Annotated in this window: 32 protein-coding genes; 16 read left to right on the forward strand and 16 right to left on the reverse strand. The window is 55.9% G+C overall.

Annotation, left to right across the window (positions count from 1 at the left end; translation table 11 throughout):
- The first annotated feature begins 488 nt into the window (after positions 1–488).
- The 5 genes from SA339_12130 (at position 489) to SA339_12150 (ending at position 3,080) form a co-directional block, all read left to right on the forward strand.
- Positions 489–1,394, forward strand: coding sequence for a hypothetical protein (locus SA339_12130; protein MDW5563960.1), 906 nt, complete (start codon positions 489–491; stop codon positions 1,392–1,394).
- A gap of 151 nt (positions 1,395–1,545) precedes the next feature.
- Positions 1,546–1,812, forward strand: a complete 267-nt coding sequence (locus SA339_12135; GenBank protein ID MDW5563961.1) for a hypothetical protein — start codon at positions 1,546–1,548, stop codon at positions 1,810–1,812.
- Positions 1,809–2,558 carry a recombinase family protein gene (locus SA339_12140; GenBank protein ID MDW5563962.1) on the forward strand — a complete coding sequence of 250 codons (750 nt, stop codon included), beginning with the start codon at positions 1,809–1,811 and terminating at the stop codon, positions 2,556–2,558. The genes SA339_12135 and SA339_12140 overlap by 4 nt, the downstream gene beginning before the upstream one ends.
- A 109-nt stretch (positions 2,559–2,667) precedes the next feature.
- Entirely contained in the window at positions 2,668–2,862 is a 195-nt protein-coding gene (locus SA339_12145; protein ID MDW5563963.1) for a hypothetical protein, read from the forward strand.
- Entirely contained in the window at positions 2,859–3,080 is a 222-nt protein-coding gene (locus SA339_12150; GenBank protein MDW5563964.1) for a hypothetical protein, read from the forward strand. Before SA339_12145 ends, SA339_12150 begins: the two co-directional genes overlap by 4 nt.
- A gap of 719 nt (positions 3,081–3,799) precedes the next feature.
- Here SA339_12150 and SA339_12155 read toward each other — a convergent pair.
- A complete protein-coding gene (locus SA339_12155) occupies positions 3,800–5,206 on the reverse strand; it encodes a site-specific DNA-methyltransferase (protein ID MDW5563965.1) in 1,407 nt (468 codons plus the stop codon).
- 48 nt (positions 5,207–5,254) lie between these two features.
- The gene (locus SA339_12160) at positions 5,255–7,012 is read right to left on the reverse strand and encodes a DGQHR domain-containing protein (GenBank protein ID MDW5563966.1); all 1,758 of its coding nucleotides are present in this window, start codon (positions 7,010–7,012) and stop codon (positions 5,255–5,257) included.
- Positions 7,013–7,379: 367 nt separating this feature from the next.
- Between SA339_12160 and SA339_12165 the strand changes: the two genes are divergently transcribed.
- A complete protein-coding gene (locus SA339_12165; protein MDW5563967.1) occupies positions 7,380–7,649 on the forward strand; it encodes a hypothetical protein in 270 nt (89 codons plus the stop codon).
- Positions 7,650–7,656: 7 nt separating this feature from the next.
- Complete coding sequence (locus SA339_12170) at positions 7,657–7,860, forward strand: hypothetical protein (protein MDW5563968.1); 204 nt, start codon at positions 7,657–7,659, stop codon at positions 7,858–7,860.
- Here SA339_12170 and SA339_12175 read toward each other — a convergent pair whose 3' ends face one another.
- Positions 7,861–8,151: a hypothetical protein gene (locus SA339_12175; GenBank protein ID MDW5563969.1), complete on the reverse strand. Its 291-nt coding sequence runs from the start codon at positions 8,149–8,151 to the stop codon at positions 7,861–7,863.
- A gap of 345 nt (positions 8,152–8,496) precedes the next feature.
- Here SA339_12175 and SA339_12180 point away from each other — a divergent pair, with 345 nt between their 5' ends.
- The 6 genes from SA339_12180 (at position 8,497) to SA339_12205 (ending at position 10,737) form a co-directional block, all read left to right on the forward strand.
- Positions 8,497–8,796 carry a hypothetical protein gene (locus SA339_12180; protein ID MDW5563970.1) on the forward strand — a complete coding sequence of 100 codons (300 nt, stop codon included), beginning with the start codon at positions 8,497–8,499 and terminating at the stop codon, positions 8,794–8,796.
- On the forward strand, positions 8,797–8,964 hold the full coding sequence (locus tag SA339_12185) for a hypothetical protein (protein ID MDW5563971.1): 168 nt from the start codon (positions 8,797–8,799) through the stop codon (positions 8,962–8,964). It abuts the gene before it with no gap.
- Between the two features lie 3 nt (positions 8,965–8,967).
- Positions 8,968–9,147, forward strand: coding sequence for a hypothetical protein (locus SA339_12190; protein MDW5563972.1), 180 nt, complete (start codon positions 8,968–8,970; stop codon positions 9,145–9,147).
- 2 nt (positions 9,148–9,149) lie between these two features.
- Entirely contained in the window at positions 9,150–9,380 is a 231-nt protein-coding gene (locus SA339_12195; protein MDW5563973.1) for a hypothetical protein, read from the forward strand.
- A gap of 303 nt (positions 9,381–9,683) precedes the next feature.
- Entirely contained in the window at positions 9,684–10,262 is a 579-nt protein-coding gene (locus SA339_12200; GenBank protein MDW5563974.1) for a site-specific integrase, read from the forward strand.
- A 163-nt stretch (positions 10,263–10,425) separates the two neighbouring features.
- Positions 10,426–10,737, forward strand: coding sequence for a hypothetical protein (locus SA339_12205; protein MDW5563975.1), 312 nt, complete (start codon positions 10,426–10,428; stop codon positions 10,735–10,737).
- 29 nt (positions 10,738–10,766) lie between these two features.
- Here SA339_12205 and SA339_12210 read toward each other — a convergent pair whose 3' ends face one another.
- The 4 genes from SA339_12210 to SA339_12225 form a co-directional block, all read right to left on the reverse strand.
- On the reverse strand, positions 10,767–11,627 hold the full coding sequence (locus tag SA339_12210; protein MDW5563976.1) for an ABC transporter permease: 861 nt from the start codon (positions 11,625–11,627) through the stop codon (positions 10,767–10,769).
- Positions 11,618–12,427, reverse strand: coding sequence for an ABC transporter permease (locus tag SA339_12215; GenBank protein MDW5563977.1), 810 nt, complete (start codon positions 12,425–12,427; stop codon positions 11,618–11,620). The genes SA339_12210 and SA339_12215 overlap by 10 nt, the downstream gene beginning before the upstream one ends.
- Entirely contained in the window at positions 12,427–13,380 is a 954-nt protein-coding gene (locus SA339_12220) for an ABC transporter ATP-binding protein (GenBank protein ID MDW5563978.1), read from the reverse strand. Before SA339_12220 ends, SA339_12215 begins: the two co-directional genes overlap by 1 nt.
- Before the next feature lie 189 nt (positions 13,381–13,569).
- Positions 13,570–13,761, reverse strand: a complete 192-nt coding sequence (locus SA339_12225; GenBank protein ID MDW5563979.1) for a 30S ribosomal protein S17e — start codon at positions 13,759–13,761, stop codon at positions 13,570–13,572.
- Positions 13,762–13,893: 132 nt separating this feature from the next.
- Here SA339_12225 and SA339_12230 point away from each other — a divergent pair, with 132 nt between their 5' ends.
- Positions 13,894–14,745 carry a hypothetical protein gene (locus tag SA339_12230; protein MDW5563980.1) on the forward strand — a complete coding sequence of 284 codons (852 nt, stop codon included), beginning with the start codon at positions 13,894–13,896 and terminating at the stop codon, positions 14,743–14,745.
- A 3-nt stretch (positions 14,746–14,748) separates the two neighbouring features.
- Here SA339_12230 and thyX read toward each other — a convergent pair whose 3' ends face one another.
- On the reverse strand, positions 14,749–15,426 hold the full coding sequence (gene thyX, locus SA339_12235) for an FAD-dependent thymidylate synthase (GenBank protein MDW5563981.1): 678 nt from the start codon (positions 15,424–15,426) through the stop codon (positions 14,749–14,751).
- A gap of 34 nt (positions 15,427–15,460) precedes the next feature.
- Positions 15,461–16,177 carry a TraB/GumN family protein gene (locus SA339_12240; protein MDW5563982.1) on the reverse strand — a complete coding sequence of 239 codons (717 nt, stop codon included), beginning with the start codon at positions 16,175–16,177 and terminating at the stop codon, positions 15,461–15,463.
- Between the two features lie 52 nt (positions 16,178–16,229).
- Between SA339_12240 and SA339_12245 the strand changes: the two genes are divergently transcribed.
- On the forward strand, positions 16,230–16,892 hold the full coding sequence (locus tag SA339_12245) for an HAD-IB family phosphatase (GenBank protein ID MDW5563983.1): 663 nt from the start codon (positions 16,230–16,232) through the stop codon (positions 16,890–16,892).
- Here the strand turns inward: SA339_12245 and SA339_12250 are convergent.
- From SA339_12250 to SA339_12265, 4 genes are read right to left on the reverse strand one after another with little or no spacing between them, the layout of a single operon-like run.
- A complete protein-coding gene (locus SA339_12250) occupies positions 16,877–17,530 on the reverse strand; it encodes a protein-L-isoaspartate(D-aspartate) O-methyltransferase (GenBank protein ID MDW5563984.1) in 654 nt (217 codons plus the stop codon). The genes SA339_12245 and SA339_12250 overlap by 16 nt on opposite strands.
- A gap of 7 nt (positions 17,531–17,537) precedes the next feature.
- Complete coding sequence (locus tag SA339_12255) at positions 17,538–18,137, reverse strand: HVO_0476 family zinc finger protein (GenBank protein ID MDW5563985.1); 600 nt, start codon at positions 18,135–18,137, stop codon at positions 17,538–17,540.
- Positions 18,138–18,177: 40 nt separating this feature from the next.
- On the reverse strand, positions 18,178–18,768 hold the full coding sequence (locus SA339_12260) for an MBL fold metallo-hydrolase (protein MDW5563986.1): 591 nt from the start codon (positions 18,766–18,768) through the stop codon (positions 18,178–18,180).
- A complete protein-coding gene (locus SA339_12265; protein MDW5563987.1) occupies positions 18,762–19,652 on the reverse strand; it encodes a rhomboid family intramembrane serine protease in 891 nt (296 codons plus the stop codon). The genes SA339_12260 and SA339_12265 overlap by 7 nt, the downstream gene beginning before the upstream one ends.
- A gap of 108 nt (positions 19,653–19,760) precedes the next feature.
- Here SA339_12265 and SA339_12270 point away from each other — a divergent pair, with 108 nt between their 5' ends.
- Entirely contained in the window at positions 19,761–20,330 is a 570-nt protein-coding gene (locus SA339_12270) for a HemK2/MTQ2 family protein methyltransferase (protein ID MDW5563988.1), read from the forward strand.
- A 24-nt stretch (positions 20,331–20,354) separates the two neighbouring features.
- Here SA339_12270 and SA339_12275 read toward each other — a convergent pair whose 3' ends face one another.
- From SA339_12275 to gatD, 3 genes are all read right to left on the reverse strand, one after another.
- Entirely contained in the window at positions 20,355–20,732 is a 378-nt protein-coding gene (locus tag SA339_12275) for a hypothetical protein (protein ID MDW5563989.1), read from the reverse strand.
- Positions 20,733–20,869: 137 nt separating this feature from the next.
- Positions 20,870–22,735 (reverse strand): Glu-tRNA(Gln) amidotransferase subunit GatE, encoded by a 1,866-nt coding sequence (gene gatE, locus SA339_12280; protein ID MDW5563990.1) that lies wholly within the window; start codon positions 22,733–22,735, stop codon positions 20,870–20,872.
- A complete protein-coding gene (gene gatD / locus SA339_12285; protein MDW5563991.1) occupies positions 22,732–24,027 on the reverse strand; it encodes a Glu-tRNA(Gln) amidotransferase subunit GatD in 1,296 nt (431 codons plus the stop codon). The genes gatE and gatD overlap by 4 nt, the downstream gene beginning before the upstream one ends.
- Positions 24,028–24,619 lie beyond the last annotated feature (592 nt).

Here is a 24,619-nt window from a genome sequence, read left to right on the forward strand (position 1 = left end):
AACCTCGGCTCAACCTGTTCTCAACTACGCTGGCCGTCATGGTCTCAACCATGACACTCAACCGCACGGCTCAACCCCCGAAAAGGCTGTCATTTTGATGAGCCAGCAAACTCAACCTCTTTTTTTCACGGCTCAACCCTCAACTCAACCCCTTGAGGAAGCCGTTGATGTTAGGGGGGTGAATTAGCATCATCACCGTCAAAACCACCCCCCGCCGCCGACAGATATACGAGCTGTTCATCGAGGGGCACATACAGGCAGATGTCGCTAGGATACTGGACATCTCCGAGGAAGCGGTACGGCGGCAGAAGAATAAGCTTCTCGACGAGAAGATTTTGAAGGCGATCGAGGGAACCGGACTTTACGAACGAGGGCCGAAAGCAAGGTTCTTCGAGGAGGCAAGGCCGATCTCCGCCAAAATCATTGAAGACGACGTAGCTGGCTTAGAGGCTCAACCTACGGCTCAACCGGTTGACAGACCCCCTGTCATGCCTTCCTCGATCGCCTCAACCTCTCCTCCGGCCTCGGTTCGCCTCGAACAGTACGACATCGAGACGTTAGAAGCGCACATGCATGGGCACATCGTCTTTCCTATCACCAAGCTCGGAGAGCAGAAAGTAATCTCCGTAGCCGAGCCGGGGAAGGACGCAATAGAGATTCCTCTCTTCACTGACCCTTGCGACCTGGGAGGCGAGGAAGGGTACCATAACAATTGGAGGTGGACGACCGAGCTTAGGATACCTGGATGGGATTACTCCGTTGTTCTTCAGCTCAGGATCACTCCGAATCTCAGGAACTTGCACGTCTACCCTCCTAGGATTCATCTCACGGCCGCTGACATCGACGCCGGGAAGGACTACCCGGTTCACTTCTTCGATAAGGAAGTGTTCGGCGTGTTGGACTTCCTGGAGCGACACGGCGGCTGGAAGTTCGACCGGATACGCGGCTGTAGAGTCGGGAAGATGGTGGGGCAAGTGTATTTCGCCTACAGCAATCCTGAACTGCTCAAGCACCTGCCTAAGAACCTGGCAGGGTTCGCAGATCATCCTGGAGTCATCATCGATCACTCCAAGGGAGATACGGAGATAGAGTTCGCTCAGGCCAACATCTCCAACGCTCGGTTCTTGCTGACGGCGAAAGAAAGCCACGACGCGATGGAGGAAGAACTGGCCGACATCCAGGCCAGGATTCAAGCGGAAGAGGAAGAGCTGGATGCTCTTCGTTTGCGGGTACTCGGTCGTCTGAAAGAGACTTGGAAAGCGCTCGATAACTTCACCGAGTTCCAGGCTCGAACGATGGAGTATCAGAGGTTGGAGATGCAACGCAAGGGCCAACCGCAAGCTCCCAGAGACCCTGCTATCGCTTCGCTAGATGAGGAGGTGATGTTCGGATGATCTCTCCCCCGGTTCGAGTCGTTACGGTTCTCCTGGTCCTGGTTGCTTCGCCTCTGTTCCTAGTTCTGGCCATCTGGCACAGGATGAAGGAACCTACGCCTCTGCCTACTCCGCTTGCTCTTCTTCCTCCGCTCTCCAGGAGGGATGGCCGGTGACATGGTATGAAAAGAAATCTGAGCCGATGGAGAAGACCATCAAGATTTCGAACGAGGTGAAAGAAAAGCTAGAAGCTTGGATGTTCGAGGAAAAAGAATACTGGCCGGGCTATCGCCGCAAGGTCCACACCTACGACGAGATAATTGGGATTCTAATCAAGGAGCATGAAGTATACTGCGCTGATCATCCGAGTATACTCCGTCCTCGAGTAAAGAGTATACCGGCTCCTGCAGGAGAGAGTATACCGGAGGGATCCCGGTGAAGGTTGCTCTCTACGCTCGGGTTTCCACCTCCGAGGAAGCGGAGATGCAGAACCCTAAGACCCAGTTCCTTATCCTCCGCAAGTACGCCAGGGAGCATGACCTGGAGATCGTTCATGCTTTCGTAGATCACAGAAGCGGGAAGGACACCAATCGCCCGGGCTTCAGGAAGCTCATGGAGATGGCTACGGACAGGAGCCATCCTATCGACGCGGTTGTTATCCTTCGACTGGACAGGTTCATCAGGAACGCCGAGGAGGGCATGGTCCTCATCAAGAAGCTCGAACGAGCTAACGTTGCTCTCATCCTGGTCAAGGACACTGTCTGCGGCAACGTGGACACCTCGACGCCGATCGGTGAGTTCTTCGTCCGTATCGTCCTGGCTCTCGGAGAGCTGGAACGGAAGCAAACGGCCGAGCGCGTCAAGGAAGGAATCGCTCGGAGAATCCATGAGGGCAAGGGTTGGGGTCAGAAGGTCCGGAAAGATATCAACACCGGCCTAGCGATCGAGCTTCTAAAGGTTCGCGGTTCTCTCGCCGCGACGGCTAAGGAGCTAGGCGTTCCCAGGAACACCCTCCGAGACCACTTCGTCATGGAGGGCGTCGACTATCAGACATACCTCCCCTGTCGGAATACCCTCCCTCGAAAAAGGGAGGGGGGTTCATATACTTCCGAGGGGGGCGAGGAGGTGACGGCGGAGAGGTCTCCGCCGACATGCTCTAACGAGGCTTCCGGAGGTTCGACATGAACACTTGGGAGCATGTGTGGTTCTCCTTGGTGTTCACCGTCCTGGTGATGCTGACCTTCTCGGTAGTGATCATTCTCGCCGAGAGGTTGAGGAGAAGGAGGCGGTCGACGTGATGGCTGAGACCAAGAAGGATACGGTCGTCAAGGTCAGATTGCCTGTGGCTCAAGAGGTCGCCTTGACCAAGCTGGACCGCATCAAAGGTTGTGGTAAATCGGAAGTTGTCGCTCTAGCCGTCGACCTCTTCCTAGCGAGACCGGCGGACGAGATCGTTATGATGGTCCGTCAGAGGAGGGGGGCTCGATGATCTCCGGAGCGGAAGAGAGGAAGTTTGTATCTATCCAGCTTAGGCTCAGTCCAAAGCAAGCGGCGAGGCTGGAGAAGTTGTACCTTGTGTTCGGCCTGACGAAATCGGACGTCACCGACGCCGCGCTTGAAGAGTTCTTCAAGATCGGGCAGGAGGAGATCATGAAGAGAGTAGCTAAACGGCCGCCGGGGAGATACAACAAACGAGCGGGAAAGTAAACCCTTTACCCCGGTTTTCATTACATTTTGTTTCCTTCGAGCTTTCTTCCCTACTCAGAATAATTCCTTGAATAATGCAGCTCTATAGTACCTATAGGAAGGTGAAATTATTCAACGGTCGTTCATCTGGCTCGATACCACTTTTTCATATAGGTTTGACATAGACGTGCATGAAAATTATTCAAATTTGATTTTCTACGGTTAGCGAGAACAGAAACAGAGAAAACATCTGGATAAGTTTTCTACAAACAGAGATGAATACCATTTGAATACATTATTCTAGCCCTAAAAACGGTGATCTACGGACATTGTTTTCGATTGAAAATTGTTCTCCTCGCGCTCCATTCCCTCCGTTGCATAAAGCGTTGCATAATGCAAGCCTATAGTACCATAGTATGCAACGAATTATGTAAAGTTCGACAGTCTGGCTATTTTCAAGGATTATGATCTCTAGCCGTGGTGATGGCCATGAAAAAGTATGCAAATCAGAAATTCGAGGAAATTGGAAAACTAAAGCGGTGAAAACTACTGGCTACCTCTTGTTTGCATGTAGCTTTGCATACTCGTTGCATAATTCGATACACATTCTGTCTGGCCATCCTAATTCATACTTGGAGAATGAATACTCGTCGAATGATTTTTCCTCTCTTTGATGTAGCACTCCTCGATAATCCTATAATTTGATCCTCATTTCCTCCTGTCACGATCGTTCATCCAAACTATCTGCTCCCATCATGTAGCTTTTCCTGATGACCCTTTTTAACAGTTCTAGGTGGGGTAGCTTTCACACGATCGGGGAGGAGGCTATCAAGGCTCTTTTTTTCAATATCTGTTGGCTTTGAAATGTTAATCCCGATGTCTGAAAATAGTGTTCCATTCGCATCTAGACGTTCAATATTATTTGATAGCACTATGACATCATTGTATTGGGATGGACGGTCTAGTTGATACGTGTAAATCTGCTTACCTTTGATCATCCGTACTAACTCTTCTAAATCCACGCGATTTATCAATACGTTAATTCCTGCTTGACTGATCAACGCATCGACCTTTTCAGTAGCATCAACCTGTGATGCTTGGATGAGATCATCATTTACGATAATCATTTCAATAGAATGGTCCTGATCCCTGCCACCAAGGCAGACTATCCTCGATGCGACCTGACCTAACCCGTTTTCCCCCAGGCGGTATTCCTTCAACCATCTAGCTGCAACCTTAAGCTTTCGTAACCGCATGTTAATGATTCGGAAATCAGAGAGTCTTGCCTTGATGGCTATTAGTTCTTTTTGTTTCAGATCCCAATGCCTTTTTGCCTCTCTCAGAACGCTTGAGAATTCCTCACGATAGGTGTTATTCACATCGATGCCGATTGATCTTCGCCCCATTACTTTTGACATAGCAAGGACTGACCCCGAACCTGCAAATGGATCAAAAACGAGATCTCCTGGGTTCGAGGCTATTGAGATAATTCTCTCTGCAAGCGAGAGAGGAAAGGGACACACATGCTTCGTATCATCGTGACCCCAGCCCTTCATTCTTGTAGTTATTTCCCATATATTTGAGGGTGAGACACCATTAGGGGAGTATCTCTCTGGATACTTGACCCACCATTTTTTTAAGTCTGAGATTTCTCTCGTCTCATCAATGTTGAAAACAAATTCATCGTTTTTTGTGAAGAATAATATATACTCAAAATGGTTTTTAAAATAACCTTTTGCGGCATAAGGAATATTTTTCGTTTTATTCCAGATGATAATATCTCTAAGGCTCCATCTACACTGATTATCCTTCAGCTTGTTGACAATGTCGAAAGGTAAAGTAACCGTGGACTTGTCTTTAGCCTTAAATGTGTCAACGACCATCCAAAGGGTAGCGCTCTCTGTTGTCAACTGACAACATGCTTCGAATATCTTGGCGAGGTCGTCAAGGTATGTTTTATAGCTCTGTCCATGTCCAATTTGTTTACCGTTGTCTTCATAATTTTTTAATGTAAAGTATGGAGGCGAGGTGATGACGAGGTTTGGTTTTCCAATGGACTCTACTGGAAAAATATCCTTAATAAACCTTGAATCTCCAACTAGATATAGGGGATCGTCAGACTCGCTTATCTGCCTTAATTCAACCATTTAGATCTCTCATTAGGTGCATAACAAATTGAGCGATCAACATTTCGGTCATTCTCTCATTTCCTCAGTGGATGGCTGTGTTAAATCCGATCTGTTTCTTGGCGAGTCATACCAACAATTCTCAGATACGAAATCGCCGAATTTCGTCCATTGAGATGATGCGTATGGATATCGGGGGTATTGCTGAGTGAAATCTAAGTCAGTGTCACGTAGCCTCTCTAGCCTCTCTTTATAGAATGCGAATTCCTCCACCTTCTGATATTCCCTCAAAAATGTTCTAAAGGCCTTCAGAAAACCAACAATCTCGGTCACTCTTAAAAGTTTTGTACTGCCATCAAACTTCCATTCATCATCAAAGACTGCCTTAATTGCCCTAAAATAGTTCTCAATTTGTTTCGAACAAAAAGCTGTGTATTTTTCTAGGACTTCATCTTTCTCGTTCGAATCTACTCCCATCAATATTTGTTTATTTTCGAAATCCCAATAATGATATAGAGAGTCACTTGCATCTTTGATTTCAGCAAGATCCTTCAAACCGTGTTCGATGATCATTGCAGTTTTAATTCCGTGGTCATCGGTATCCAACGCGAATTTATCAGCAAAAAGGCCTTTTGAATTTAAGTTAGTTAACACTCTTCTTGCTACACCAACACGCGAAAAAGGCTCTCTCATAGCATTGATAAAATCGAGGTGAGATTTTTCTGCTTTCTTTTGTGTTGAATTTATCTGAAGGAATAGATCGCTTTGAATTTCAAACTTTTTTGAACTAGATATGCCAGTGGCAAAAACCAAACCCGTAACTAACACTTGTCTTGTATGCCTAATCTCTGCAATTTTCCTCTCATCTGGATCGGATGGATCGCCTTCATAGTGGGCGTAGATTCTATGCTGTCCATCCACAATTGCGATCGAATTTATTTGCTTTGGAATATGAATTGTTACTGTATCAATATCATGTAATTGTTCTAACCGAACAAGTTCATTGGTGTTCGAATTATGAAACTCTACGCCTTCTGGAAGAGCGACTATTATGTTATCTATGAATGATCTTTCATTTGTTAAGATAAAAGTTCTCATCTCCCTGATTTTTTTTGGCACAAGGAGTCGCTGATAGACTCGCATTTGATCATACCAGCTTCCCTTCCTCATCACGTATGCACAATGCATAATGTCCTCTGCGCTCATCAGGAAGGTTACAATTTTCACTCCGTCCGGAAATCCCGAAGCGCCTTCTGGAAGAATTACTGCCGCTTCAATTGGATGAATGCTTACTCTGTTCGAAACTGGAGCACCGATATCGGAAAAGTTGAGTTTTAAAAATTTGAATAGCTCATTCCTCGCTGAATGATGGATGACGGCCGACATCTTTTCAAGATAGCTAATTGTCTTTTCATCGATATATTGTATAAAATTAAATTGCTCATGACTCTGGATCTCATCTGGCAATTCTTTGCGAGTGTAGTAAAGAAAAATGATGCGGTAGCGATCGGTGGGATAATTTGTCATGTCTCTGAAATCGTTTGTAAAGGTTGTTTTTATCCAATGGATGAATGCAGGCTTATTCGCTTTAATCTCTTTCCAAAATACAACCTTGGTCCTAAGATGGTCCTTAATATTGTCAAGGTCTGATTGTTGGGTTTCTTCACAGACCAGAATAATGTTTTGAAAAATGAATGTGAGATCGATCTCTCCACGTTGAGATCCAATTACAAAATGCTTTCCTTTTGTTGCTAGGTTTTTAAAACCCATAGCTACAAATGTTTCGATGAATGTTTTTTCCACCTTCCTACGCTCAGCCTCTAGCAACAATTCATTAGTATTTGGCAACGGACCACCTCAGTTACGACTGATTACTCCGCATCTAGTTAGCCAAAAATTATCTGGCTTCCCCAAAATTGACATATATTGTTAGACTAAAAATATTGCTATAATATTCTAAAATATGTAGCGTCTTGAGCAAGTAAAAAATCACTTCCAGAATCTGTTGTGAGATATTCGATTCTATTAAACACGGCCACTTTCGGAATTACTCACTAACCTTATCGAAAATGATACATTTTAAAAACGCGATGGCCAGCCGCCATTGTATGCTCAAACTTTTTCATAAATCGATTTCAACGGTTTTCGCTCCACCCCCTCCGCAATCAACGACTACCTCTCAATCAATCCATTCATGGAGATAAAAATGGACCAATACTCATTGGACGAGATGGCCAGCTTCTTCGGAATGGTGTATGATAGAGGACTCAAGGCCAGCAAGAACTGCAAACAAATGGATTGTAACCTCAGGAACGCTGATGGTAGCTGCTTATGCACCGACCCAATCAAGGATGTTGTAGACATGATCCAAGAGGCTAGGGGGGGAAGGTCAGAGAGACTAGATGCGTTCGTAGCCAAGGTGATGGCCGAGGCTGAGAGTAAGGAAAATCGATCGGGGGCCTGAAAGCTTGGTGGACATTCAGACTGAGCGGGTTCTGATTGCGGTGATGGATGCCTTATTCGATGATGTGGAGGACTGCCCCAAGAAGAGGCAGGGATATCAGATTATCGAGAACATTAGGCATGCGAACAATCAGGAGATCATGGAGCAGATCGGTGCTATAGCAAAGGAACCATGCGATCCCAACTGCCTACATCGCAAGCGAAAGGGTTGATTATTCTTTCGCAATGGCAACTGCCGCTCTGATGGCCTTTGCCAGTCTTTTTCCTTTTTCGGTAAGTTCGTATTCAAAAGTACGGCGAGGAGCCTGTGTGAACTCAATCTCAATTATTCTCATTCCTTCTAGAACTTCGGCGATATCAACGATTTTTCTGTAATTGCTGTACAGGTCGTTCTTGATTCTAGATCCAGGTACTTTACCATGCTCATCTAGAAAAAGAATGATATCTGCCACATACGCCTCTCCCAATATCCCAGCAAGCCCGTCCGTTTTAACTTCTACCATTTTAGAACATGACATTTAATGTGACTTGTGCATTTATATTTATTTTCACGATATGAAATTATGAAACGTAAGAATTACGATTTAAAATGATAAATCAGCAAAACTATATAACATGCTCCTGCAATGTCTCCTTGCCGATTTAGAATGTTAAATCGGATATATCGGTGGACTCGGTAGCGTCGTGGTGGACCAGCTACCCTTTGAACCGAGGATGAAAGAAGCTGAAACGAACAAAATCACTCTGACCCTGGCCGGGACCTAGCGCTTCTTTTCCTCGATAATCCCCCGGAGTTCCACCAACTCCCCCGGCCAGGCTAACTGTCAACTCAGAGGAGTATCGATAATATGAGAGACACAAACCACATCATTGGCATGGAGCTAGGGCTTAGGACCGCAATACGAGATCGTAGATTCAAGAGAGACGCCGGAGACGTCAACACCTGGCTTGACTCGATAACTCGATTGAACCGCTCAGAGGCGAACGAATCAAAGCAAGTGGAGGACGGCGTTATTCTTGGTTACTTGATTGGCTACCGTCTCGGCCTCTCCGCTTGGGACGGCGACGAGGCACCGCTAGACCGCCTCAAGGAATACCTGACCGCTCAGGGCATAAAGATCATGCCCAGGCACCTGGGGGCGGCTTGAATGGCCGTCCGGACTTTCATCTTCAACGACTTCTCCAAGGCTTTCGAAGAGGCTTGCCATCAGAAGGAACAGGGATGCAAGGTAAGCCTCGGAAGGGAAGTGGGAACCGCTAACAAGTGGCATGTTCGAGCTGAGGACAAGTCGTTGAAGACAAGCCAGGGGGCGTGAAACATGCCTCTTACGGATTTTAGAAGAGCCTTCCAAAAAGAGGCCAGGAGCGTCACCGGAAAACCCAAGCTCCGTTACGCTGACATCATTGAATGGTCGTCCGGAGAGGTTGAAGTTCGAGAAGGCGAGGTAAAGTATCACTTGCCTGGACTTGGGGTCAACATTGTTGTCAAGGGGGCCTGACCGTGAAGTTGGAGCATGGGGCCGTTTTGAGCGAAATCAGTGAGGAACTTTCGGAGCTTAAAGATCGCATTGAGCTGATCAGAGATGAGATCAAAGAGAATGTCGACGATGATCAAGAATCGTTGAGGGTGGATAGGGAGGCGATCGAACTAGAGTTGGATTATCTTTCGAAAGCCCTTGATAATCTGGATAGTGCCATCGACGACATTGAGAATTCAATAAGGGGGGCCTGACCGTGGATGCCGTACAAGCATCGAGACCCCTGGCACAACGAAATGAGATTGTTCATGGCGACGGCCTCGATAGGGCCGACGTCAAGGCATCACTACACCTTTTGGCTGGAGCGAATCGGGAAGATCATGAACTATCCGACTCCCAAGACCGTAACACTAGCCCGGTTAAGACAACTGGAAAAAGAATATCCAGGGGGCGAGGCATCAAAAGCCGTTCCATTCTCTGTCCTTCGGGCGATGCTGGTATATTCAGGATGCCAGGCGGCGAGGGAGTGGAAATTTCCTTATCGGGTGCGACCGAAGGTGGATGGAGTATTTCTTTCCGAGGTGGACGTAGCCACGGTCCGACAATATGCCAGGTCGATGGGGACCATAGTCGAATTGCTATTCTCCCTGGGCGTGGACAATGGATTAAGAATTATCGACATGCGGCGACTGACTCTCACGAATGGCGTGGAGCTGTCGCGGGTAAAGAAGTCCACTATTCTGGGCAAGGGACGGGGAGACGGAAAACCGGGACATCTGGAACTATCGAGGATGTCCGAGAAGCCCCTTGCGGATTACTTGCTCATGCGCCAGGGATGGAGCGCTATAGCAGTACGGGATTCCGACAGACTCCTAGTCACTCGAACGAAGTTGGGTCTTCGTCCAGTAAGCAAGGATTACGTTTCGGAGAAGATCGAAGCTCTATCGGAGGCATCGGGAATTCATTTCCGCGCTCACGATCTCCGGAGGACCTACGGTCATCGACTACACCTCGCCGGGGTTCCGATCGAGACCATAGCGCGACTCATGCGTCACGAGACGATCGATCAATCCTTCCGGTCGTACATCGGAATCGACGCCGACGAGCTAAGACGCGCGCAAGATCGGCTAGGGTAGGCAAATTCATGCCCCTTGACACTGAGCCAGTGAAAGAGACCGGTGTAATTCTTTTTGCATCGGAGGCCTATTCCTGGCGCGCCTGTCGGCTGCATATTCCACGTTCTGAAATCAGGTCGCAACGTCCTTAAACGTGAGAAACGTCCACCGGAAAGATGGGTAAATGGACAAAAATTTTCGTATCTGGGTAGAGCTCGCCTCCAAGAAGCGGCGGTGCTCCCGCTGCACTGGTGACATCGGCAAGGGCGTGATGTTCGTCCGCATGGGCAACCGGGATAAGGTCAAGGGAGCGGCATGCATGTGCGCCACCTGCTTCGAGACGGTGATGAGCGATCTTTCCGATGAATACAATGGCATGAAGGCCATCGCCCATCCGACCGCGGAGGTGGAGCAGGCGCTGGAGATCGGACCGAAGTGCTTCAGCTGCGGCCTTCCTCCAGAGCGGTGCCGGTGCGCGCGTGAAGCGTACAGATAGCCTGGGCATCGCGCCATGCTCGCCACGGGTCAGTAGCTGGTGGTCATGTCCACCTTGCCGGCCTGACGGGCCCGTCGGTCGGCGAAGCGGAAGATGAGGGTGGACGCTGCCAGAAACGCCAGCGAGGAGACCAGTAGGAAGAGCAGCAGAGTAGGGGAGGAGAACTGCCCCAGCCCGCCGATGCTCTCCATGCCCCCGCCCGGATACAGCGAGCGGCGCACGAGCTCAAGCCAGTAGGTCAGGGGGATGGCCATCCCGATCGCCTGCCCCCATGCCGGCAGGACGGTGATGGGGAACAGGGTGCCGCAGAACAGGTAGAAGGCCCCGCCGATCCCCTCGTTGATACCCGAGCTGTGCTTGGCCGTGAGGAAAGTGATTCCGGCGAGGGCGATGCCTATGGCTAGGATGCATCCGATCCCCAGGACCATGGCGGCGGTAAAGAGGGGCCAGTCGACCGCCGCGAGGTCAAGGGGCAGCCCGAGCACGACGATCCCGAAGCCGATGGAGATCACCACCGACATCGAGGTAAGGACGAGCTTGCTCATCGCCCGGCCGATGATGTACACCCGCAGGGAGATGGGAGCGATGTACAGCTGCCTCAGGGTCTGGTAGTGCTCCCGGTCTTCCATGATGACCATCGTGGCACCCATCATCACCTGGGCCACGAACATGAAGAACGCCGAGCCCAGGTAGGTGTAGCTGAACAGCAGGGGGTCGGTGGCCACCCCCTGCTTGACCACCAGGAACATCACCACCAGGATGAGGGTGGCGGCAATGGGGCGGGCGATGGAGTAGATGAGGAACAACCACGGCCGGGTCCAGTTGGACTCCATCTGCCATCCCAGCCAGGTGGCGTGGCGGAGGGTGCGGAGGTGATCGCTCACTGCCATCTCAGGGTCAACCTCCCCTCCTTCCGCCCCAGCTCCTCCATGTACCTAAGGGCGTAGCGGGCCAGGACCAGGAAGACCACGGCCAGCACGCACAGGACCATCAGCTCGGTGGTCACCGGCAGGAAGCCCTGGGCCTGAGCTCCGAACAGCAGCTGACGCATGGCATCGAGGCCCAAGGTAATGGGGATGATGGAGGCGATGGCGCTGACCCAGGGGCCCAGGGAGCGCACCGGGAAGTAGAATCCTGAGACCAGATAGATCGGCTCCTGCAGCAGGTTGGATATATTCCAGGCGTCCCGGCCGTACAGCATGAAGAGGGAGGCGAACATCATCCCCATGCCGTAGATGGCCGCGAGGGTCACCAGGAACACCGCCACCAGGAGCAGGGGGTCGGCGATCATCATGTGGACGTTGAAGATGATGATTCCCAGCAGCAGCGTGGAGAGCGCCCTGACTCCCGCCGAGAACATGCCCCCCATGGCCATGCCCGCGAGGAGCGCCATGCGGGACATCGGGGAGACGAGGAACAGCTGCAGATTGCCGGTCTCCTTCTCCCAGTAGAACTGCGAGGCCATCCCCCACAGCACGTTGAGCCAGAAGGCAGTCATGGCTCCCCCCAGCACCACGAAGCCCTCGAAGGAGGGGTCCGCCCCCAACGCGCGGTAGTAAAAGATATAGGCAGCTATCCCCAGCAGAGGCAGCAGGACGTCGAAGAAGGTCCAGGACGGCTCTCGGAGTGCGCCGATGATCCGGGGGTACGCCCGTCCCACCGCCGCCCGCAGGTTCAGCGAGATGTTCACTATCCCAATCCTCTCCCCACCATCTCGATGAACACGTCCTCCAAGGTGGCCTCGACCTTGTTGAGGGAGACTATCTTACCGCCCCGAACGACCACCGCCGAGATCACGTCGGAAATCGCTGACTCGTCCTCCAGCACCAGGCGGACCCTCTTCCCGCCCTCGACATCCTCGGCGCTGACCCCCTTCACCCCGCGGATCGATGGGAACGCAGCGGAGTCGAACGGGGTAGTGTCCAGCACGAAGGTGGAGGCGTGGTTCATCTTCCGCTTGAGCCCGGCCGGAGTATCGCAGGCCAGGATGGTGCCCCGGTCGATGATGGCCACTCGGTCGCAGAGTTCCTCGGCCTCCCGCATGTAGTGGGTGGTGAGGAGCAGGGTGCGCCTGTTGCCGGCGCGGACCCATTGGTGGATATATCCCCGGATGGCCCGGCTGGTGGTGACATCGAGGCCCAGCGTCGGCTCGTCCAGGAAGATCAGCCGGGGATCGGTGACGAACCCTCTGATGATGTTCATCCTCTGCCTCTGGCCGGTGGACACCGTGCGCACCTTGGCATCGGCCTTATCTTCCAGCCCGAACGCCTTCAGCAGGTCGTCGATCCTGCGCGTGGCGATGTTTCCGGGGACGCCGTAGAACTGGGAGAACATCCACAGGTTCTCGCGGACGGTGAGAAGGCCGTAGCCAGAGGTTTCCCCCCCGGATACCATGTTGATGAGGGGGCGGATCCTCGCTGCATCCCTGGCCACGTCGTACCCCAGCACTTTGGCCGTGCCCTTGGTGGGCAGCAGGAGCGTGGACAGGATCTTGATCAAGGTGGTCTTTCCCGCCCCGTTGGGCCCCAGCAGGCCGAAGAGTTCCCCCTCCTCGACCCTCAGATCGACGTTCTCGAGGGCGACGATGGGATGCTTCCCGGCGAAGGTGCGGGACAGCGAGGAGACCTCCAGGGCGTAGGCCATGGGCCCAGCCAGAACTTGTCGCTAGAAAAATCTATCGAGCTGCCGACGGAGCCGGAACAGTGCGGCCGACACGATGGCCGCACAGCGCTCCCGAACTGCTCAAAGAAAATGAGCTGCTATCGCATGTGGTCGCATGCGATGATTAGGCGCTCCCCGCGAAGGGTCGCGAGGAGGCTCAGGACCAGGAGCTTACTGCTCCATGTGCTGCCAGTAGGTGGTCACGTAGCCGGCAATGCGGTTGCGCATGACGATGCTCTCCACGTTGGTGAGCTTGGATACCAGCAACTTGTTGTTCTCGAAGTCGTCGTTGAAAACCGTGGGGTACTTCTGGACGAGCTCGAGGGCGATCCTCTTGATGTAGTTAGGGCGAATGTTTCCCATGAAAGTCACCTGTGAGTAACAAGCGGGTTAAGTCGAGACCGTATATAACGCTTTTTCTGGCATGAGCGACCCATCGAATCCGCAACGCCGACAGTCAGTCTTTATCTCTTGCTCGCTCCCAATGGTCGAGGGATGACCTGGCGCAAGGAGTTCTGGGACGGGCTGCGCCGTCCCCTGCTGGTGGTGGGCTGCACCTTCCTGGCATTCATGCTCTCCGTAGGGACCCTGGCCCTGCTCCTGGGAACATGGCCCCCGTTCATGGCCGTGGAGTCGAAGAGCATGCAACACAGCGACAACAGCTCGGCCATCGGGGTCGTGGACACCGGGGATGTGGTGGTGGTTAGCTCCTCCCTCGTGAACGGGAAGGTGAGAACCTACCTTGGCTCGCTGCAGGACGACTATAGGAGCTTCGGAGAGTACGGGGACGTGGTGATCTACCAGGCTCCCGAAGATGATATCCCGATCGTTCATCGGGCCATCTGCGAGCTTGTCTACAACTCCACTGCTGAGGGGTTCGACATCCCCGAGCTGGCCAAGGTGCCGGCCTCGATGTGGTCGGTGCCCGCCGGGGACCGGGAATGGCACGGCCTCTCCGAGTGGATCGAACTCTTCGACATCGGCTATGCCAATGTGACCGTCCACATCGACCTGCACTCGCTCTACGTGTCCATGCAGGACGACCCCCATGGCGGACTCATCACCATGGGCGATAATAACTGGAAGGAGATCAACGACCAGAGGTACGGGATCGTCGACCAGGGCAGCCTGGTCCAGGAACCAATCCGCTGGAGCTGGGTCATCGGCAAGGTGGTGGGGGAGGTACCCTGGATCGGTACCATCCGACTGTGGATGACCGGCACCGCCCCACCCTACATGCCGGCCAATTCCGTCATCCTGCTGCTGGCGACGGTGGGGGCCCTCGCCGCCCTTCCCGCCGTGCTGTGGGTATCGGCCCAGACCCTGGAGCGACGCCGGTACAGATAGCGACTACTCTTGCTTAAGTTCGGTACGCGGCCGGCCGCAGGACATCTTGCCCTCCGTGCACTTCCCCCGAGAGACGCAGGGCGGGCCGGCGTCCTTGAATATAAAGGGGGATGCTTCCCGGACCAGGCGCAGCATCTCGTCGGCCATCTGGCGGATCTCATCTTGGGCCCTGCGACAGGTTCGCAGCTCGAAGAAGTGCCACAGCTCCCTTGCGTTCATGGTCACGGTGATGTTGGTGGCGCAGGCGTTCGGCAGCACGTACCGGGCGTCCTCCACCGGGACCTTCTCTGAAAGGAAGCGGTACTCTTCCCATATGCTCTGCATGAGGGCCCGATAGCGGGCCGCCAGCTCAGGATCGGCAGCTATGGAGGCGGGGACGACGTAGTCGGCATCCTTCATGTCCACATATCGCTGCGACATCTGGCTGAAGGACGCCAGACGATGGCGGACCAGCTGATGGGTGAGAGCTCGGGATGCTCCTTCGATGGAGAAGGAATAGGACGCATGCTCGATGACCGAGTGGTGCCCGCTGGCCAGAGGACTTCCCAGCCACCTCTTGTTCTTGCCCTCGTCCCACTCCTCCATGAGCTCGCTGGCGCCCTTGTCCGAGTAGCAGGAGTGGGCGGCCGCGGCGCACAGCCTTTCGGCATCCTGGGTGTACGAAAGAAGGGTGACGCGCACGGGACCACAATGCCCGGGCGGGGTAAAAAGGATGCTATTGGAGCATCAGGTCGAAGTGGAAGCCTATCTGGGTATTGGATTGGACCTGCCGGCCGGTGCTCGGCTTGCCCCCCTTGCGGATGTCCCTGAGGCGATAAACCCTGACATCGTCGCGGTCCAGCAGACGCATGATGCCCTCGACATGACCGTCACCGATCACAGCCAGGACGGTCGGATAGCGGGAGGCGGCGTTGTCGATGCGCTTGGCCATGATCGCGTTGCGCTCGTCTACCAGCACCCGCTTGAGGGTGGGGAACTGATCGCCCATCTCCTCCATATACTGGTCCCCGTTCTCCTGGAGGTTTTCCAACTCTCGCTCGACGGTGCTTTGTCGGATGAACAGGGAGGTTATGGCGGACAGGCCGAGTTTTACCTTCTCCCGCAGGGGCATCTCCGTCCCCAGGCGGTGGAACATCTGGGTGGCGTCGGTGTCGATGAGCAACACGTCCGCCCCGATGCCCTGGGCTGCCTTGGTAGCTGCCAGCATCTCCGCCCCGACCTCCCCGCCGTACTGGTGGGCCAACCGCTTCTGCATCCTGGCCAGCATACGATAGGTGAGGCGGGCGTCAGAACGTCCGCCGGGGTTCAGCAACGCCTGGTACCTTCCCTGATCCAGCTCCACACCCACCGCGTCGGGCCGCTCCTCCTCGATGATCCTTGTCACCTGGGGCGCGATGTCAAAGACGTGCCCCACGCCCAGTATCACGATCACGCCGAAACCATGCCCGAAGGGCATTAATAACCTTTTGATTCTGCTCCTGACCATGGAACCCACTTACGGGCTGGTCGCTTTCGATATGGATGGCGTCCTCGTCGACCACGCCAGCTCCTGGACCTGGGTGCATGAGCACTTCAAGGTCGACAACGAAGCGTCGCTGGTGGCGTACATCGAAGGGAGGATCGACGACCGGGAGTTCATGCGTCGGGACATCAGCAAGTGGCTGAGCGTCCGCACCGATCTTTGCCTGGGAGACATCGATGAGATACTCCGCCCGGTGCCGGTGATCCCCGGGATCAGGGAGACCGTCTCCACGCTCCGCTCCCGGGGCATGAGATGTGTCATCGTCAGCGGAGGGCTGGACATGGCCGCCCGCCGCATCGCCGAGGAGAACGGGTTCGACGACCACATCGCCAACTCCCTGGCCTGCGACGACCGCGGCCGGCTGACCGGGGAGGGGGTTCTGAGGGTCGAGCTGACCAATAAGCGCCTCGCCCTCGAACGGTTCCAGGAGAAGTACGGTGTGCCGGCAGAGCGAACCGTGGCCATTGGGAACAGCTACGTCGACGTGTCGATGTTCTCCGCCTCCGGCTTATCCATCGCCTTCAACCCCATTGACGAGACGGTGGAAAGGAGCGCCGATGTGGTGCTGCGCTCCAAGGACCTGCGTGATGTCCTCCGGCCCATCCTCGGTCAATTGCCCTCGTAGCCATGCTCCCCGATCAGGGGCACGAATACCACCGAGCCGAGCGATCGCTCGTAGAACCTACCGCCCGATCTTGAGACCAGTACCAGGTCCTGGACCATGCGCCCGCCCACTGGTACCATGAGGATGCCATGGTCCGCCAGCTGCTCTTTCAGCGGCTCGGGCACCTTGGGCCCGGCCGCGGCCACGAAGATGCGGTCGTACGGTGCGTGCTCCTCGAGGCCATTGGTGCCGTCGGCGATGATGACCTCGATGCGGTCCCCGTATCCTAGACGCTCCAACGTCTCCCGGGCCTTCCTCCCCAAAGCCTCGATTCGTTCGATGGTGTAGACCCTTCCTTCGGGGCCGACCAGCTCAGCCACCAGCGCGGCATGGTACCCCGAACCGGTACCGATCTCCAGCACCCTCATGCCCGGCCCGAGGTCAAGCGCCTCGAGCATCATGCCCACCATGTGGGGGGCGGAGATGGTCTGCCCCTGGCCGATGGGCAGAGGAGTATCTTCGTAGGCGTGAGGGGCCATGCCTGGGGGAAGGAACTCGTGGCGGGGGACCCTCTCCATCGCCTGGAGAACGGCCTCGCTGGTCACGTAACCGCTGCCCTTCAGCCTCCAGACCAGCTCCCTCCGCTCGTTCTCGCGCATCCTGCCCTCAGTATGTTGTGGTCCGCACCGCCTTGGTGTAGATCCTCACGATGTCCCGCGCCGGGACCCCGCCCCGGCGCACCGTCCCCTCCTTCGATTTGATGTTGTGGATGACCACCTTCTCCTTGCCTACGGTCATCATGTCCCCGACGTAGAACTCCTCGTCGGGCATCGCCTCCATCTGCGTCGGGATTGTCCTCGTGTGCTTGTTGATGGAAATCTTCACGATGACTTTATCGAATTTCTTGGCCCAGATGGTGGAGATGTCCTTGGTGTCGCACTTCTCCACCCGCCTCTCGCCGCATTCGATGCCCGTGACTAGGAGGTGGGTGTCCCCGAGATACAGCTCGTCGTTTAGGCTCAGCAGCTCGCCGGCCTCCAGCTCGATCTCCTCCTTCTTGGAGTTCCCCTGCTCGGAGACGATGATGGGCACCTTGATCACCTCCGGTTCGCGGACCACTGTGGCGTAGGTGTGGCCGCACTCCTGGCATTTCACGGTCGCTTCCATACTGTCCTGCTTCTTGCTCATCTTTCCCTTCAGGACCTCGTGGACGGCATGCTCGCCGCACGAGGGGCAGTCCAGGTAGAGCGCGTTAGGTACGGTCATCTTATCCAACCGGAACCATGTACCGTACGGTAGAATATAACTATCGCTGCCGGCCGTTGAGGTCGGCGGCGAACGGCGCCCCGTGCCCCGGAACGATATGATCGGCGAGGTAGGCGATGCGCTTCATGCTCCTCAACGCGGCCCCCTCATCGTACTTGATGAGGGGCGCGACCCACTTGTCGAAGTTGTCCTTTGTCGGGAAGGCGTCCCCGGCGATCACGTACCGTCCGTCGGTGGTCTCGACCTCCACGCTCATCGACCCTCTGGTATGCCCGGGGGTGTGGAGCAGCCGGACCCCGGGTATGAGCTCGAGGTCGGTCCTCACCTTGCGGTAGAAGGGCTCCGGATCCTCCTCGGCCCGGGCGAACCATATGGCGTTGGGGAAGAGATCGTTATTGCCCACGTGATCGTGGTGCAGATGAGTGCTGATCAGGATGTCAATGTCTTGCGGGCCCAGATTTAGGGACCTCAGGCCGGAGATCAGACGGTTGCGGAGGTGGAGGGACGAGGTGTCCACCAGGATGTTGTGGGACCCCCCCACGATGAGCGAGGAAGTAGAATGTGCTTCCAGGAGCACGCCGTTCTCGCGCCGGAGATAGCCTTCGCACACCACCTCCACTGTCATCACCATATCTCGACCTCCTTCCCACATTGGCACACAAAGCGGTCTTTTCGGTACTTCATCTTTCCTCCGCAAACGGGGCAGAGGGAATGTTCAGCGAAATATTCCAACCACACCTTGCGTACGTCGGCGTTGCTCTCATCCTTGATTCGATCGAGGGCACTTCTCAGCTGAGGGGTGGTAGCCAGGGCCTCCAGCTTGGAGTAGTCCCGGGGAGCTTCCTCTTTCCTCTTGGCCTCCTCCACCTGGCGCCCGAGCAGCAGGCCCACGACTAGTCCAGCCATGAACCCGCCCACGTGAGCCTGCCAGGAGACCTCGGAGGAGGTGACGAACACGAGCAGCACGTCGATGATGAACCAGCTGAACGCCGCTATCCATACCGGCACCTTGGGAAGGAAGAGCGGCCCCACGAACATGGGGATCTCATCCCGCGGGTACAGCACCAGGAGCGTTCCGACCAGTCCGGAGATCGCCCCCGAGGCCCCCATCATCAGGACGTAAAGGTTGGTCCCCAGCACGATGAAGTATATGGCCGCGAGGAGCGAGCCGACGATGCCCGCGGAGAAGTACACCAACGCGAACCTCCGCTTCCCGATGCGCGCCTCCAGGGGAGAGCCGAGGAAGAACAGGAACAGCATGTTGCCGATGACATGGGCGAAGTTAAAGTGGATGAACATGCTGGTGAACAGGGTGTAAAGGGCCGTCCCGTTTTCCAGGTCCGCCGGCTGGAAGGCGAGCTCATGAAAGATGAGCCACTGGTTGGCGAACAGGGTTACGAAGAATATGCCCAGGTTGCCCAGCACCAGCAGGGGAGTAAGCTCGAATCGCTTTAGCAGTGCAAGGCCGAGGGTGACGGCGATGATGGCGATGACCAGCAGGGACGCGGGTTCCATCAGGGGACGGCGTATACTGAATTGAGTTAATACCGTTTCGATATAAATCGCCGAGGCCATGGCTCAGATTTAAGCGGAAGGAAGGCGTCAAGGGGGCGGCGGTCGAAGGTGCGCTATCAGAAGGAGATCGACATCGAGGAGTGCGAGGACGTGTATCCTCCCATGGAGGACACTTTCCTGCTGCTCGGCGAGGTCGAGATCGCTCCTGGCACGAGAGCGCTGGAGATGGGGTGCGGCACCGGGCTCATCAGCTGTCATCTTGCCGCCGAGGGCGCTGTCCTGACCGCGGCGGATGTGAACCCCCGGGCGGTGGAGTGCACCCGGGCCAACCTCGGAAGGAACAACTTGCCCGGAGAGGTGGTGGAGAGCGATCTCTTCTCGGAGGTGGCGGGGACGTTCGACCTCATGGTGTTCAATCCGCCGTACCTTTCGGTGGAGGAGGAGGGGTTGCTGGAGAGGGCGTGGGCCGGGGGGAAAGAGGGGGTGGATGTCCTCGTACCCTTCCTGGAAGGGGCCAGACCTCGCCTGAGGCCGGGAGGAAGGATCGTTCTCCTGCTGTCTTCGGAAATGGAAAGGCCGGCGCTTGATAAGACCCTTAACTCGTTCACGCGGCGCCGCCTGGGCTCTCGCCGGTATTTCTACGAGGAGCTATGGGTCGAGGAGCTGGTGCCCCTCTGAGCTTCGTTGAGGGCGCTCTTTCGCCTAAGGCCTCATTATGGCCCACGCCCCCCCGATGATGCCCAGGATGGACCCGATGACGAAACCTCCGCCAGCGAGCACCAGGGCGATCACCGAGATGATGATTATGCCCGCGCCGTAGCCCACGTGACTGTTAGGGGTTCGGCTTAGACCCACCGCCAGCCCCATCATGATCAGCCCGAGGATCGCCACGAAGATCCCGTATAGAAGGGCTCCCAGCCCGAAGGTGCCGCCGATGATCATGATAAGCGGCCCGGCGACGGCGATGATCACCCCCTCGACGAGCACTAGGATCCCTCCGATCATGGCCAGTACGTAGGGCCAGGACGAATGGACGGTCGTGGGCGCGTATTCCGGTGGCGTTGCAACATCCCTTGTCATAAGCTATCACCTTCCGTCCGCCTGACCGCGTCAAGCGGATGTAAAAAGAGGAAAACCGGGCATTGATGAACGTTTGGCACAACCACGGCGGCCAGGTAAAAACAGGTTCGAGAAAGGGACGGAAAAAGGTTTGGACCTCATGAGGAGAGGAGCTTGTCGATCTCCTTCCTGAGCAGATCGCTGGCGGCCTTTCCGTCCAGCTTTCCCTTGAGCTCGGCCATGACCACTCCCATGAGGGGGCCCACCGCTCCCTTTCCTTTCTCCCGGACGAAGGCCTCCCGTTCCTTGACCACCTTGGCGACGATGGCCGCGGCCTCGTCCGAGGAGACCATGGACAGGCCCAGTTCCTCGACCGCTTGGTCGACGCTCTTCCCCTTGGCCCTCAGGGCGAGGAGATCGGGGACCGCCTCCTTAGCGAAGCGCCCTGCCGACAGGGCGGTGAAGACCTCGCGCAGCGCCGCCTCGTCAAGCTTGGCCATGTCCACTCCCTGGCGCTCCAACTCCGGCAGCGTCGAGAGGAGCGTTCGTGCGGCGGTGCCGGCCAGCTCTCGGTTGGCCGCGACCTCCTCGAACAGATCGTCCCAACCGTCGTGGACTATCTGACGGGCCTGCTGCTGATGGATGCCATAGGTCGCCGCGATGCGGGCGATGCGCACGTCGGTCAGCTCGGGCAGGTTGGACCTGATGCGGCCCATGCGCGCCGCCTCGATGGTGATGGGCGGTACGTCGGTCTCGGGGTACATCCTCTCCGCCCCCGGCAGGGGACGGGAGTAGGCAGTAGACCCGTCGGGCAGCGGGTCCCGGGTCTCCTCCGGCACGCCGTTCAGCGCGTTGTATGCCCGGCCGATGGCGGCGTTGAGGGCGGCCTCCGCCCGTCGTGGCTCGTCGGCGCACAGCACGAAGGCGTCCTGGGGGCCTAGAGCCATGGCCTGCCGGAGCTTGTCCACGTATCCATGGTCGATACCGTAGGCCGGCAGCTCGTCGGCGTGGAAGATCCCGGCGACGCCCCTGGTCCGCGCGTACTGCGCCATCTCCGCCCCCAGGCGTAGCTTGGTGTCCGGCGAGCGGAGCAGTCCGGCAAAGCCAGGCAGGGGAGCCCCCAGGACCTTGCCGCCCTTCTTGAGCGCCCCGGAGATGACTTTGGACGGGCAGGAGGCAAAGATCTCGGAAAAGTCCCTGATCTCCGGCTCCTTCTTCGTAACGTTCCTCTCCCTGAGGACGTCACGAATACGCAGTAGCGAGCGCTGGCGCTCGACCTCCTTCTCCACGTACAGCGGCAGAAGGCGGAGCTCCTGCACTCCCTTGATCTCGACCCTGGCGCCTCCAGGGATAGAGATGTTGACGTCCTCCCTGATGGTACCGATGCCCCGCTTGACCTTGCGGGTGGCCCGCATCATAGAGCCCAGGCGCTGGGCCGCCTCCTTCACTTCCTCGGGGGTGTGCAGCTCCGGTCCCGTGGCCACCTCTATGAGCGGGATGCCCAGGCGGTCCAGGCGGTAGGTGACCTCACCGGCCTTGGTGTCGACCTTGCGCGCGGCGTCCTCCTCCAGACAGAAAGTGGGTACCGAGATCATGCGGCCGTTGACCTCCAGCTTGCCGTCCATGGCGATCATGGCGGTACGCTGGAAACCCGTCGTGTTCGAGCCGTCAATGACCAATTTGCGCATGAAGTGGACCTCGTCCACCGGTCTCGCCTCGAGCATCGCGGCGAAGGTGAGCACGATGTCCAGCGCGTCGGCGTTGGCGGCATGCGGAGGCTCTTCGTCAGCGTCCACCAGGCACGAGGATCCGTGTGGCGCCTGGTACCGGAACCGGAGCTTCTTCTCTGCCTGCGCCAGGGCAGCGCGGTCGATCTCGCCGAGCTCCGACTGGGTCGGCCGCAGGCGGCGAAGCAGGCTCCCGCCCTCGTCCTCCACCAGCAGGGTCTGGCAGTCGCAGAACAGCTTCCGGGTGTCCAGCTGCTGGTGGATCTCCAGCCCGCAGGTCAGCTCGTGCTCGCTCATGCCATCTCCCTCCTTGCGGTCAGCTCGCCCCGAAGGTCCGTGGTCATCATCTTCCTGATCTTCGCATCGTCGCTCTCCTGCCCCAGAGCCCACATGAGCTTGATGTAGGCCGTCTCCGGCAGCATGTCCCCGCCCGGGATGACCCCGGCGGTCACGAGGTCCCGGCCGTTGTCGTACACGTTAAGGTTCACCATTCCGTTCAAGCATTGCGAGGTCATCACCACTGCGGTCCCGTTTGTCACCGCTTTTCCGATTGCCTTGACCATGTCCGAGGACACATGCCCGAGGCCGGTGCCGGCGAACACCACTCCCCTACTATCGTTCAAGACGTGCTCGAAGGTGGTCGGGCTCATGCCCGGGTAGAAGTACAGCAGGGCGACGTTTCGCTCCATCTCGGTGCGCGGGGTGACCTTTCCCTGCAACCGCCTGCGGTATTGCTCCAAGAATTCTATGCCTCCCTCGAAGTCCACTCGGGCGATGGGCGAGGAATTGATGCTCTGGAAGGCGTCCCGGCGGGAAGTGTGCATCTTGCGCACCTTCGTGCCGCGATGCACCGCGGCAGTGGTGTCCGAGGAGGTCTGGTGCATGAGCACCACAACCTCGGCGGCATCGGAGTTGATGATGAACCGGGCGGCGGAGAGTAAGTTGGTGTAGGCATCCGACGACGGGCGGTCCGAGGAACGTTGGGCTCCGACCAGTACCACCGGCCTCGTGAGACCGTCGAGCATGAACGACAGGGCCGCGGCGGTATAGCCCATGGTATCCGTGCCATGAGGAATGATGCATCCCTCCACACCATCGTTGATACGGTCTGCGGCAACCTCGGCGATGCGCTGCCAGTGCTCCATGTTCATGTTCTCCGAAAAGATGGAGAAGAGCACCTCGGACCGCACGTCGCACACGTCGGCGATCTCCGGCACGGTGGCCACGAGGTCGCCGGCCGACAGCGCTGGGTGCACGGCACCGGTGCGGTAATCGACGTAGCTGGCGATCGTTCCGCCGGTGCCCAGCACGGCGACCTTCTTCCTCCCCTTGCCGTTGGCGGCGGCCTTAGGGTGCTTCTCGCGCGTCTCCGCCTTGCTTGCTACCGCGATCTCTGCGGCGGGGGTGATCATGACGCCGACATTGTACCCGTTCTTCAGCTTGAGCACTACGACGTCGGGATGACTGAACTCGTGATGGGGCATGAGGACGCCGGTGCTGTCGCGGCCCTCGCTCCTCACCAGGAGCGTGTCGCCCTCGGCCGCGCCGACCTTATCCAGAATATCGCGCACGCGCGATGAATAGCTCATTGTAAAGACACCGAGGCCAGGATGCAACTTTTAATTTATAATAGATGGCGCAGGCTAGCATAGGTGTTGAACGGGGTCGCAAATCACGCTTGATCCATGATCATGAGGAATCGTCTACATGTGTCCTGGAGACACCAAATCGGACGCGAGCATCAGGCATCTGGCCTGTACCATTGATGTAAGTTTATCACACAACAAAGATCGCTGGCTGGCCGCCCGATCGTTTCTTCCCAGGCGATGGTCGACATGAAGCAATCGCCCGAGATGACGTTTGTAAATCCACTCACTATTCATATTGCAGCGATTTTGAGACGTGCCTCGGGATCATTTCAAGGAATGACCTCCTCTATTTATCCAATTATTTTCATGATTGATAATAAGTATTTTTAATTTGATATTATTGTTATCAATAAAGATACTATAAATAATATCGTAGCCAGTATTTTATCTATCTCCAATGATTTCAGTGGAAATGAAGGGGTCTATCGAGCTTTTCATCATTCGTTATTATCACATATCAAAGTCGGGCCTGGGCCGTTCTCTTTGCCTTCGTGACCTTGAGGCTATCAGACATTGTAGCGCCGGGCCCTTC

Source organism: Methanomassiliicoccus sp. (genome assembly GCA_033485155.1).
Classification (GTDB): domain Archaea; phylum Thermoplasmatota; class Thermoplasmata; order Methanomassiliicoccales; family Methanomassiliicoccaceae; genus UBA6.